Here is an 11,442-nt window from a genome sequence, read left to right on the forward strand (position 1 = left end):
ATGGTGCTGCGCGCCGCCGCCGACCGGGCGCAGCTGTCGGAGGTGTCCCCGCACACGCTGCGGCACTCGTTCGCGACCCATCTGCTGGACGGGCCGGCGACCCGGGCAGCGCGCGCGGCCTGCGCGACCGCGCGCTGCTGGAGCTGCTCTACGGGTCGGGCGCGCGGATCTCCGAGGCCGTCGGCCTGGACGTCGACGACCTCGACCTGCGGGACGGGTTCGCCCGCGTCGCCGGCAAGGGCGGCAAGGCCCGGGTGGTGCCCATCGGCGACTACGCCCGCGAGGCCGTGGACGCCTACCTGGTGCGCGCCCGGCCCGGGCTCGCCGGGGCGGGACGGGGCGGCCCGGCGCTGTTCCTGAACGCGCGCGGCGGGCGGCTGTCGCGGCAGGGCGCCTGGATGGTGCTGCGCGCCGCCGCCGACCGGGCGCAGCTGTCGGAGGTGTCCCCGCACACGCTGCGGCACTCGTTCGCGACCCATCTGCTGGACGGGGGAGCCGACGTCCGCGTCGTCCAGGAGCTGCTCGGGCACGCGTCGGTGACCACGACGCAGGTCTACACCCTGGTGACGGTCCAGCTGCTGCGGGAGGTGTACGCGACCTCGCACCCGCGGGCGCGGAGCTGACCGCCGGCGGCCGCGCATCAGGGGACGAACGGGACAGACCGGTCGCGGCACAAATCGCGACGTTCGGCGCGCGTCGGCTTGTGGCCCGGGATCGACGCCCCTAGAGTCCCCGTTCTGACGGCATTTCCGGCCGCCGGGGAGGGATCTGGTGACCAGCACCGACAGTGCGGATGGAGTCCTGTCCTCCGCCACCATAGAGACCGATCCGAGCCGTGCCCTCGGACCCACGCAGCGGCCCCGGCCGGTGTTCCCGGAGCCGGAGCCGCTGGGCGAGCACGGGCCCGCGCGGATCGTGGCCGTCTGCAACCAGAAGGGCGGCGTCGGCAAGACCACCACGACGATCAACCTGGGTGCGGCGCTCGCCGAGTACGGCCGCCGGGTCCTGCTCGTCGACTTCGACCCGCAGGGCGCCCTGTCGGTCGGCCTGGGCAAGGGCGACCCGCGCCAGCTGGACGTGACGATCCACAACCTGCTGCTCGAACGCGACACCGAGTGGGAGGACGTCGTCATCGAGACCGGCGTCGACGGGATGGACCTGCTGCCGAGCAACATCGACCTGTCCGGCGCGGAGGTCCAGCTCGTCCACGAGGTCGGGCGCGAGTACATCCTGCAGGGCACGCTGAAGTCGGCGATCCCGCACTACGACTACATCCTCATCGACTGCCAGCCGTCGCTCGGCCTGCTCACCGTCAACGCGCTGGCCGCCGCCGAGGGCGTGCTGATCCCGCTGGAGTGCGAGTACTTCGCGATGCGCGGCGTCGCGCTGCTGATGGAGACCATCGAGAAGGTGCAGGGCCGGATCAACCCGGACCTGGTCATCGACGGCGTCCTCGGCACCATGTACGACTCGCGGACGCTGCACACCCGCGAGGTCCTCGGCCGCATCGTCGAGGCGTTCGGCGACACGGTCTTCCACACCGTCATCAACCGGACGGTGCGCTTCCCCGACGCGACGGTCGCCGGGGAGCCGATCACGTTCTTCGACCCGAACTCGATGGGCGCGAACGCCTACCGCAGCCTGGCCCGCGAGGTCCTCGTCCGGTGGGCCGCCGAGGCGGAGTGACCGGGCCCGCCGTCCGCTGAGTGCGAGCGGCGCGTCCGGCATGGGACGATGTGGCCGGTGAGCACAGCGCGGGAGGAGCACTCCGCTACCGTGAGCGACGTGGACGAGACGTCGCCGGAACCGGGGCGGGGAGGCGAGCAGGGGGCCGAGGAGGAGCACGGCTTCCGCGTCCACCTGGACAACTTCGAGGGCCCGTTCGACCTGCTGCTCGGGCTGATCTCCAAGCACAAGCTCGACATCACCGAGGTGTCCCTGCACAAGGTCACCGACGACTTCATCGCGCACATCCGCTCCTACGGCCGGGACTGGGACCTCGACCAGGCCAGCCACTTCCTGCTGGTCGCCGCGACGCTGCTGGACCTGAAGGCCGCGCGGCTGCTGCCGTCCGGCGAGGTCGACGACGAGGACGACCTGGCGCTGCTGGAGGCCCGCGACCTGCTGTTCGCGCGGCTGCTGCAGTACCGCGCCTACAAGGAGGTCGCGCAGGTCCTCGCCGCGCGGATCGCCGAGGCGAGCCGGCGGTTCCCGCGCCTGGTGCCGATGGAGCCGAAGTTCGCGAACCTGCTGCCGGAGGTGCTGCTCGGCCTCGGCCCGGACCAGTTCGCGCGGCTCGCCGCGAAGGCGCTCACGCCGAAGGCGCCGCCCGCGGTGTCGGTCGAGCACATCTACCAGCCGAAGGCCAGCGTCAAGGAGCAGGCCGCGATCGTCGTGGCGCTGCTGCGCAGGCTGCGCCGGACGACGTTCCGCGTCCTCGCGGCCGACGCCGAGGGCACCTACGAGGTCGTCGCGCGGTTCCTGGCGGTGCTGGAGCTGTACCGGGAGCAGGCCGTCACGTTCGAGCAGGACGAGCCCCTCGGCGAACTGCACGTGACCTGGACCGGCGCCGACGACGGTGACGTCGAGGTCGGCGACGACTACGAGGGCGCCCCCAAGAAGGACGACGCCGATAACGACGACGCCGACAAGGACGACTCCGGCGAGGCGCGGAAGAAGGACGAGGACGACGATGACTGAGGCACCCGGCGCGGAGGCGCCGGACCTTCCGGGGCTGCGCGCCTCGATCGAGGCGATCCTGCTGGTCGTGGACGAGCCGGCCACGGTGATGACGCTGGCGCAGCTGCTGGAGCGCCCCCGCGGCGAGGTCGAGGAGACGCTGCGGGAGCTGGCCGCGGAATACACCGAGCAGGGCCGGGGGTTCGATCTCAGGGAGGTCGCCGGCGGCTGGCGGTTCTACACCCGGGACGTGTGCGCCCCGGTCGTGGAGCGGTTCGTCACCGACGGGCAGCAGGCGCGGCTGACGCAGGCCGCGCTGGAGACGCTCGCCGTCGTCGCCTACCGGCAGCCGGTGAGCCGCGCCCGCGTGTCGGCGATCCGCGGCGTCAACAGCGACGGCGTCATGCGGACGCTGACGCTGCGCGGCCTGGTCGAGGACGCCGGGCAGGACCCCGAGTCGCAGGCGCACCTGTACCGCACGACCGGGTACTTCCTGGAGCGCCTCGGCCTCCGCGACCTCGACGAGCTGCCCGAGCTCGCCCCCTACCTGCCCGATGACCTGCCTGACGACATAGTGGATAGCTGAGGACACGTGAGCGAGAACGAGGGCGTCCGGCTGCAGAAGGTCCTGGCCGAGGCCGGGATCGGCAGCCGCCGCCACTGCGAGGAGCTGATCGGCGAGGGCCGCGTCACCGTGGACGGCAAGAAGGTGTTCCGGTTCGGTGAGCGCGTCGACCCGCAGACCGCCGTGATCCACGTGGACGGCAAGCGGGTCGAGACCCGCGCCGAGATGCGGTACTACGCGATCAACAAGCCGCGCGGCGTGGTGTCCACGATGTCGGACGAGCGGGGCCGCAAGTCCCTCGCCGACTACGTGGAGGTGCCCGAGCGGCTGTTCCACGTCGGCCGGCTCGACACCGACACCGAGGGCCTGATCCTGCTGACCAACGACGGGGAGCTGTCGCACCGCCTCACCCACCCGTCCTACGGGGTGTACAAGACGTACCTGGCGGAGATCCACGGCCCGATCCCGCGCGACCTCGGCAAGCGGCTGCGGGCGGGGCTGACGCTGGACGACGGGCCCGCGAAGGCCGACAAGTTCCGCATCTTCGACCAGGTCGGCCGCCGCGTCCTGGTGGAGATCACGCTCCACGAGGGGCGCAAGCACATCGTGCGGCGGCTGCTGAAGGAGGCCGGGTTCCCCGTCCAGCAGCTCGCCCGCATAGAGTTCGGGCCGATCAAACTGGGGTCGCTGCAGCCGGGCGGGATGCGGGCGCTGACCGTGCGGGAGATCGGCGAGCTGTACGAGGCCGTCGGGCTGTAGGACGTCCGGGCACGAGAGGGGAGACGACTGTGGCGGTACGCGCGGTCCGCGGGGCGACGCAGATCGACGCCGACGACCGGGACCAGATCCTGGAGGCGACGACGGAGCTGGTCGCCGAGGTGATGTCCCGCAACGGGCTGAGCACCGACGACGTGATCAGCGTCATCTTCACGGTGACGCCCGACCTGACGGCGGAGTTCCCGGCGCTCGCCGCCCGCAAGCTCGGCTTCCACGAGGTGCCGCTGCTGTGCGCGACGGAGATCGGCGTTCCGGGCGCGCTGCCCCGGGTGATCCGGCTGATGGCGCACATCGAGACGGGCCGTCCCCGGGCGGACGTCCAGCACGTGTACCTGCGCGGCGCGACGGCGCTGCGCCTCGACATCGCGCAATAGCGCCCGAGCGGAGCGAGGCAATTGGTAGAGCGCAGTAGGGTTTCCGGGTGAGCGAGGACGAGAGGGTGGCGCGGCGGATCGTCGTCGTCGGGACGGGCCTGATCGGGACGTCGATCGCCCTGGCGATGCGCGAGCGCGGCGCCGAGGTGCTGCTGACCGACCGGGACTCCGCGGCGCTGGCGCTGGCCGTGGAGCTGGGCGCCGGGGAGGCGCTGCCGGACGGGGCGCACGAGGAGCCCGCCGACCTGGCGGTCCTCGCGGTGCCGCCGGCCGCCGTGGCGGTGACGCTGCTGGACGCGCAGAAGCGCGGCCTCGCCACCGCCTACACCGATGTGGCGAGCGTGAAGGCGCTGCCGCTCGCGCAGGCGGCCGAGCTGGGCTGTGACCTGACGACGTTCGTGGCGGGGCATCCCCTCGCCGGGAGCGAGCGGTCGGGCCCGAGCGCCGCCCGCGCGGACCTGTTCCTCGGCCGGCCGTGGGCGCTGTGCGCGCCTCCGGAGGCGACGCCGGAGACCGTCGCGGTCGTCACCGGCCTGGCGAAGGCGTGCGGGGCGATGCCGGTCCAGGTGGACGCCGCCGAACACGACCGCGCCGTCGCGCTCGTCTCGCACGGCCCGCACGTGGTGTCGGCCGCCGTTGCCGCCCGGCTGACCGGCGCGGACGACGTGGCGCTCGGCCTGTCCGGGCAGGGCGTCCGGGACGTGACGCGGATCGCGGCGAGCGACCCGCGGCTGTGGATCGGCATCCTGTCGGCGAACTCCCAGCCCGTCGCGGACGTGCTGGAGGCCGTCGCCACCGACCTGGCGGTGGCCGCGTCGCTGCTGCGCGACGGCAGCGAGGAGGCCGCCGCGCACGTCGTGGACCTGCTGCTGCGCGGGAACGCGGGCCGGTCCCGCATCCCCGGCAAGCACGGCGGCGACCAGCCCGCCTACGCGACCGTCCAGGTGGTCATCCCGGACCGCCCCGGCGAACTGGCGATGATCTTCCAGGCGGCGGGGATCGCGCAGGTCAACATCGAGGACGTGACGATCGAGCACTCGCCCGGCCGCCCGCTGGGCGTGCTGGAGCTGTCGGTCGTCCCGGAGGCCGCCGAACGCCTCGCGTCCGAACTCCGCGCCCGCGGCTGGTCCGTCCCCGGCTAGTCCCCGGGACCGGTAGCCTGGTTCGCCGGGGCTTGTCCGAGGGGACACCTGCGCTCCGGTGCGGCGACGAGCGCCGCCCGCTTCGCCCGCCGACCGGGGTCGGCGGGTGCTCGGACGAAGAAGAGAGGGAGCGATCGTGCCGCTCGTCATCGCCATGGACGGACCCTCCGGTTCGGGCAAGTCCAGCGCGTCCAAGGGCGTCGCCCGCGCGCTCGGGCTGCGGTACCTCGACACCGGGGCGATGTACCGCGCCATGACGTGGTGGATGCTGGACAACGGGGTGCCGGTCGAGGACGGCGCCGCCGTCGCGGCCCGCGCGTCCGACCCGGAGATCGCCTGCGGCACCGACCCGGACGCGCCCGCGATCGCGGTGGACGGGACGGACGTGTCCGGCCCGATCCGCGAGCGCACGGTGACGAACGCGGTCAGCGCGGTCAGCGCCGTCCCGGCGGTCCGCACCCGGCTCGTGGAGCTGCAGCGGGAGATCATCGGGGCCGGCGGGATCGTGGTGGAGGGCCGCGACATCGGCACGGTCGTCGCGCCGGACGCGGCCGTGAAGGTGTACCTGACGGCCAGCGAGGAGGCGCGCGCCGCGCGCCGCGCGAAGGACCTGGCCGCCGACCCGGGCGCGTCGGTGACGGTCACGCAGGCCGAGCAGGCGCGGCGGGACCGCCTGGACTCCACCCGGAAGGCGTCGCCGCTGACGAAGGCGGCCGGCGCGCACGAGATCGACTCGACGGAGCTGAGCCTCGCCGAGGTCATCGAGGCGGTTGTCCGCCTCGCCAAAGAGCATGAGTGAGCTGTGAGCGATTACGACATCGAAACCGTCGACGCCGTCGAGGACGTCGCCGACGACGCGGGCCCCGCGCCGGTCGTGGCGGTGGTCGGACGGCCGAACGTCGGCAAGTCCACCCTCGTCAACCGGATCCTGGGCCGCCGCGAGGCCGTCGTGGAGGACGTCCCGGGCGTGACCCGCGACCGGGTCGCCTACGACGCGACGTGGAGCGGGCGCCGGTTCACCGTCGTCGACACCGGCGGCTGGCTGCCCGACTCGTCCGGCCTGGCCGCGGCGATCGCCGAGCAGGCCCGGCTGGCGGTCGACCTCGCGGACGTGGTGATGTTCGTGGTCGACGCGACCGTGGGCGCCACCGACGTGGACGAGGCCGTGGTGGAGATCCTGCGCCGGTCCGGCAAGCCGGTGGTGCTGGTCGCCAACAAGGTCGACAACATGGGCACCGAGGCGGACGCGGCGGTGCTGTGGTCGCTCGGCATCGGCGAGCCGCACCCGGTCAGCGCCCTGCACGGGCGCGGCAGCGGCGACCTGCTCGACGCGGTGCTGGACGCGCTGCCCGAGGAGCCGCCGGCGGAGACGTTCGGCGCCGAGGGCGGGCCGCGCCGGGTGGCGCTGCTGGGCCGCCCGAACGTCGGCAAGTCGAGCCTGCTGAACAAGCTCGCGGGGGAGAACCGCGCGGTCGTCGACTCGGTCGCCGGCACGACCCGCGACCCGGTCGACGAGCTGATCGAGCTGGGCGGCAAGACCTGGCGGTTCATCGACACGGCCGGGATCCGGCGGCGGCACCGGGAGAACCAGGGCGCCGACTTCTACGCGACGCTGCGCACCCAGTCGGCGCTGGAGCGCGCCGAGGTCGCGGTCGTGCTGGTGGACGCCGACCAGCCGCTCGCCGAGCAGGACCTGCGGATCATCTCGATGGTGGTCGAGTCGGGCCGCTCGCTGGTGATCGCCTACAACAAGTGGGACCTGCTGGACGAGGAGCGCCGCCACTATCTGGAGCGCGAGATCGACCGGCAGCTGCACAACGCGCGCTGGGCGCCGCGGGTGAACATCTCCGCGAAGACCGGCCGGCACATGGAGAAGCTGGTGCCGGGCATCGAGACCGCGCTGGAGGGCTGGGGCACCCGCGTCCCGACGTCCAAGCTGAACCAGTTCTTCGCCGACCTGGTGAACTCCCACCCGCACCCGGTGCGGGGCGGCAAGCAGCCGCGCGTGCTGTTCGCGACGCAGGCGGGCGTGCGGCCGCCGCGGTTCGTGCTGTTCACCTCCGGGTTCCTGGAGGAGGGCTACCGGCGGTTCATCGAGCGGCGGCTGCGCGAGGAGTTCGGCTTCGCCGGGACGCCGCTGGACATCACGATGAAGATCCGCGAAAAGCGCGGCAAGGGCCGCAAGTAACGGAAATATTCGCGTCGCGGCCCGCCCGGGACCTTTCCCGGACGGGCCGCGGCATGTCAGGATGCACTCTACGGGACGCGAGTAAGTCTTCCATTACTCGCTGATCCCGTGACGGACACCGGTTTCGTCCGGGAGGCCAGCTCTCCCGGACCCCAGGGCGCGGGTCGAGGGGTGCGACGTGAAGCTCTTGCTACTGCTCTCGGTGGCCGCGGTATGCGTGGCCCTCAGCTTCGCCTGGCGGGAGCCGTGGATCGGCGGCGTCGGGCTGCTGATCGCCTTCGTGGCCATGTTCACCGACCGCGACGACGTCCGGACGGACGACGAGCGCACCAGCTACGAGACCACCAAGTCCGTCCGCAACATGCGCACCCGCGACCGCTGACCCGTCAGCGGTCGTAGCGCGGCTCGCCCGCCACGTGCTGGTCGCCGGGCCGCGCCGGCGGGGCCTGACCGGGCTGGTTCTCCCGCGCGTACCGGCCGTGCACGATCGGCTGGGTGGTGCCGGCGCCGGCCGGTCCGGGCTCGTCCGCCCAGGCCCGTTCCCGCGCGCCGACGACCGCGAACCGGCCGAGCGCGAACGCGGCGAGGAACACGATGACGACGCCGAGCCCGATGAATCCGGACAGCTGCTCGGCGACGACCTGCCCCTTGCCGGTGCCGAGCGGGGCGCCGATGCCCGGTACGTCCCACAGCGTGGCGAGGAACGCGCCCACGGCGAACCAGGCGCCGCCGAGCGCGGCCAGCCAGCCGCCGAGCATCGCGGCGGCGCGGTGGGCGCTGACCAGCAGGATCAGCCCGCCGAGGACGGCGGCGGCGCCGGGGGCGATGCTGAGTTGCAGCCGGTCGGTGGTGTAGACCCAGGTGTCGTCCGGCGCGAAGCCGAAGCCGAAGTAGGGGCCGACGAAGGGCAGCAGGCCGCCCCACAGCCCCAGCAGGACGAGCAGGACTCCGCTGAGGACGCCCCGGGTGCGTGGTGCTCGCATGGTCCCAGCCATGATCATTCCTCCTGACCGGGCGTCTGATTCTGTTTTGAATCACCGTTTACCCGGAGCGGGCCGGTCCACACGGCCGGAAGACCCACACATGGCCCAAAAGGGGGCATTTCCATGGAAAGCGACAGCATGGTCGTCCACCGCCGGGGGCCGGGTGCCCGCCCCAGCGGACGCATCTGCGAGTGTCATGTCATCAGATGGTTAGCATTCTCTGGGTAGTTGGTGTTGTTTCGCTCGTATCTGCATGTGGTTAGGATTGGCCGGTGACCACGTTCAGGATCAGTGAGGCGGCGGGGCTGCTCGGCGTCAGCGCCGACACCGTGCGGCGCTGGGTGGACGGCGGGCGGCTCCCGGCGTCCCGCGACGAGCACGGGCACCGGCAGGTGCCCGGTGCGGAACTGGCCGCCTTCGTGCGCGACCAGGCGCGCGGGGCGGCGCCGTCCGACCAGCCCGAGCGGTTCTCCTCGGCGCGCAACCGGCTCCGGGGCATCGTCACCGACGTCGTCCGGGACGGGGTGATGGCGCAGGTGGAGATCCAGGCGGGCCCGTTCCGGGTCGTGTCGCTGATGAGCCGCGAGGCCGCCGACGACCTCGGCCTCCAGGTGGGCGTGGTCGCCGAGGCCGTCGTGAAGTCGACGAACGTCATGGTCGAGGTCGCGGAACCGGGAGCATCATGATCAAGCGCACCGCGGCCGCGGCCGCCCTCCTGCTCACCGTCCTCGCCGGCTGCGGCGACGTCGAGGACGCCTCGTCCGGGACGGGCGGTGCGAGCGGCGGCGGGACGCTGACGGTGTTCGCGGCGGCCTCGCTGACCGAGACGTTCACCGCGCTCGGGAAGACGTTCGAGGGCTCGCATCCCGGCGTGACCGTCCGGTTCAACTTCGGCGGCAGCTCGACGCTCGCGCAGCAGATCACGCAGGGCGCTCCGGCGGACGTGTTCGCGTCCGCGAACCCGGCCACGATGAAGACGGTGACCGACGCCGGCGACGCCGCCGGACAGCCGCAGGTATTCACCAGGAACCGGCTGGTCATCGCCGTCCCCAAGGACAATCCCGGCAACGTGGCCAAGGTCGGTGATCTGTCGAGGCCGGGGCTGAAGGTGGTCCTGTGCGCCGTGCAGGTGCCCTGCGGCGCCGCCGCGAAGACCGCGCTGGACGCGGCCGGGGTCCAGGTCGAGCCCGCGTCGCGGGAGCGGGACGTCAAGGCCGTCCTCACCAAGGTCGGGCTGGGGGAGGCCGACGCCGGGCTCGTCTATCGCACCGACGTCAAGGCGGCGGACGGCGAGGTCACGGGCATCGAGTTTCCGGAGGCGGCGAAGGCCGTCAACGACTACCCGATCGTCGAGGTCGCCAAGGCCCCGAACAGCGCGCTCGCCAAGGACTTCATCAAGCTCGTCCTCGGCGAGCAGGGCAAGGCGGTGCTGACGAAGGCGGGCTTCGAGGCGCCGTGAAAACCGACGCGGTGCCGGGGCGGCCGCCGTGGATGCTGCTGCTGCCCGCGCTGATCGGGCTGGCGTTCCTGGTGCTGCCCCTGGTGGGCCTGCTCGTCCGGGCGCCGTGGTCGACGCTCGGCACCCGGCTCGCGCAGCCGCAGGTGCTGGACGCGCTGCGCCTGTCGCTGCTCAGCGCCACTCTCGCCACCTGCTTGTGCGTGCTGTTCGGCGTCCCGCTGGCCTGGACGCTGGCCCGCGTCCGGTTCCCCGGCGTCCGCCTCGTCCGGGCGCTGGTGACGGTGCCGCTGGTGCTGCCGCCGGTCGTCGGCGGCGTCGCGCTGCTGCTCGTGCTCGGCCGGCGCGGCCTGGTCGGCGGCTGGCTGGACGCCACGTTCGGGATCACGTTCCCGTTCACCACCGCCGGGGTCGTGCTGGCCGAGACGTTCGTCGCGATGCCGTTCCTGGTGATCAGCGTGGAGGGCGCGCTGCGCGCCGCCGACCTGCGCTACGAGGAGGCCGCCGCCACCCTCGGCGCCGGCCGCTGGACGATCTTCCGCCGGGTCACGCTGCCGCTCGTCGCGCCCGGCGTCGCCGCCGGCGCTGTGCTGTGCTGGGCGCGGGCGCTCGGCGAGTTCGGCGCGACGATCACCTTCGCGGGCAACTTCCCGGGCCGGACGCAGACGATGCCGCTCGCCGTCTACCTGGCGCTGGAGACCGACCCGCAGGCCGCGATCGTGCTCAGCCTCGTCCTGCTCGCCGTGTCGGTGATCGTCCTGGCCGCCCTGCGCGATCGCTGGGTGAGCACGACATGAGCGACGGCCTGGAGGCTCACCTCATCGTGCGGCGGGCGGCGTTCGACCTCGATCTGGTGCTCACCGCCGCGCCGGGCGAGGTCGTCGCGCTGCTCGGCCCGAACGGCGCCGGCAAGAGCACCGCGCTGCGGGCGCTGGCCGGGCTCGTCCCGATGGCGGGCGGGCACGTCCGGGTGGACGGCGAGGACCTGCGCCCGCTGCCGACCGACCGCCGCCGCATCGGCATGGTCTTCCAGGACTACCTGCTGTTCCCGCACCTCAGCGCGCTGGAGAATGTCGCGTTCGGGCCGCGCTGCCGGGGCGCCGGCCGGCGCGCCGCCCGCCGCGTCGCCGCCGAGTGGCTGGACCGCGTGGGCCCCGCGGAGTACGCCTCGACGCGCCCCCCGTCCCTTATACCCCACTGACGCTGCCGACGAAGAGGATCGTGTAGCTCTCGGCGCTCGCCACAGCCTGAAAACAGAAAACACACCAACCACAACAA

14 protein-coding genes and 1 pseudogene are annotated in these 11,442 nt (G+C 72.9%); 14 read left to right on the forward strand and 1 reads right to left on the reverse strand.

Annotated features, from left to right (window positions below; translation table 11 throughout):
* The 10 genes from HUX53_RS09465 to HUX53_RS09510 form a co-directional block, all read left to right on the forward strand.
* Window positions 1-623: tyrosine-type recombinase/integrase (locus HUX53_RS09465; RefSeq protein WP_255205082.1), on the forward strand; the 623-nt coding region annotated here is incomplete at its 5' end.
* 193 nt (window positions 624-816) lie between these two features.
* Window positions 817-1,686 carry a ParA family protein gene (locus HUX53_RS09470; protein ID WP_309237135.1) on the forward strand — a complete coding sequence of 290 codons (870 nt, stop codon included), beginning with the start codon at window positions 817-819 and terminating at the stop codon, window positions 1,684-1,686.
* 99 nt (window positions 1,687-1,785) lie between these two features.
* On the forward strand, window positions 1,786-2,700 hold the full coding sequence (locus HUX53_RS09475; RefSeq protein WP_309237136.1) for a segregation/condensation protein A: 915 nt from the start codon (window positions 1,786-1,788) through the stop codon (window positions 2,698-2,700).
* The gene (scpB, locus tag HUX53_RS09480) at window positions 2,693-3,265 is read left to right on the forward strand and encodes an SMC-Scp complex subunit ScpB (protein ID WP_176402782.1); all 573 of its coding nucleotides are present in this window, start codon (window positions 2,693-2,695) and stop codon (window positions 3,263-3,265) included. Before HUX53_RS09475 ends, scpB begins: the two co-directional genes overlap by 8 nt.
* Window positions 3,266-3,271: 6 nt before the next feature.
* Window positions 3,272-4,003 (forward strand): pseudouridine synthase, encoded by a 732-nt coding sequence (locus HUX53_RS09485; protein WP_176402783.1) that lies wholly within the window; start codon window positions 3,272-3,274, stop codon window positions 4,001-4,003.
* A 29-nt stretch (window positions 4,004-4,032) separates the two neighbouring features.
* The gene (aroH, locus tag HUX53_RS09490) at window positions 4,033-4,395 is read left to right on the forward strand and encodes a chorismate mutase (protein WP_176402784.1); all 363 of its coding nucleotides are present in this window, start codon (window positions 4,033-4,035) and stop codon (window positions 4,393-4,395) included.
* Window positions 4,396-4,442: 47 nt separating this feature from the next.
* Window positions 4,443-5,537 carry a prephenate dehydrogenase gene (locus tag HUX53_RS09495; protein ID WP_309237133.1) on the forward strand — a complete coding sequence of 365 codons (1,095 nt, stop codon included), beginning with the start codon at window positions 4,443-4,445 and terminating at the stop codon, window positions 5,535-5,537.
* A 136-nt stretch (window positions 5,538-5,673) separates the two neighbouring features.
* The gene (cmk, locus tag HUX53_RS09500) at window positions 5,674-6,336 is read left to right on the forward strand and encodes a (d)CMP kinase (protein WP_309237134.1); all 663 of its coding nucleotides are present in this window, start codon (window positions 5,674-5,676) and stop codon (window positions 6,334-6,336) included.
* A gap of 18 nt (window positions 6,337-6,354) precedes the next feature.
* On the forward strand, window positions 6,355-7,725 hold the full coding sequence (gene der, locus HUX53_RS09505; protein ID WP_309237137.1) for a ribosome biogenesis GTPase Der: 1,371 nt from the start codon (window positions 6,355-6,357) through the stop codon (window positions 7,723-7,725).
* Window positions 7,726-7,903: 178 nt separating this feature from the next.
* Complete coding sequence (locus HUX53_RS09510; protein WP_176402786.1) at window positions 7,904-8,107, forward strand: hypothetical protein; 204 nt, start codon at window positions 7,904-7,906, stop codon at window positions 8,105-8,107.
* A gap of 4 nt (window positions 8,108-8,111) precedes the next feature.
* On the opposite strand, the gene HUX53_RS09515 is transcribed toward HUX53_RS09510, so the two are convergent.
* Window positions 8,112-8,720, reverse strand: a complete 609-nt coding sequence (locus HUX53_RS09515; RefSeq protein ID WP_176402787.1) for a hypothetical protein — start codon at window positions 8,718-8,720, stop codon at window positions 8,112-8,114.
* A gap of 260 nt (window positions 8,721-8,980) precedes the next feature.
* On the opposite strand from HUX53_RS09515, the gene HUX53_RS09520 reads away from it, so the two are divergent.
* The 4 genes and pseudogenes from HUX53_RS09520 to HUX53_RS09535 form a co-directional block, all read left to right on the forward strand.
* A complete protein-coding gene (locus tag HUX53_RS09520; RefSeq protein WP_176402788.1) occupies window positions 8,981-9,394 on the forward strand; it encodes a molybdopterin-binding protein in 414 nt (137 codons plus the stop codon).
* Window positions 9,391-10,167 carry a molybdate ABC transporter substrate-binding protein gene (modA, locus tag HUX53_RS09525; RefSeq protein WP_176402789.1) on the forward strand — a complete coding sequence of 259 codons (777 nt, stop codon included), beginning with the start codon at window positions 9,391-9,393 and terminating at the stop codon, window positions 10,165-10,167. Before HUX53_RS09520 ends, modA begins: the two co-directional genes overlap by 4 nt.
* A gap of 32 nt (window positions 10,168-10,199) precedes the next feature.
* Window positions 10,200-10,961: an ABC transporter permease gene (locus HUX53_RS09530; protein ID WP_176402794.1), complete on the forward strand. Its 762-nt coding sequence runs from the start codon at window positions 10,200-10,202 to the stop codon at window positions 10,959-10,961.
* A pseudogene (locus HUX53_RS09535) lies at window positions 10,958-11,344 on the forward strand (ATP-binding cassette domain-containing protein); the annotation flags it as partial. The gene HUX53_RS09530 and the pseudogene HUX53_RS09535, both read left to right, overlap by 4 nt.
* Window positions 11,345-11,442 lie beyond the last annotated feature (98 nt).

The organism is Actinomadura sp. BRA 177, from assembly GCF_013372625.1.
Lineage (GTDB): Bacteria > Actinomycetota > Actinomycetes > Streptosporangiales > Streptosporangiaceae > Spirillospora.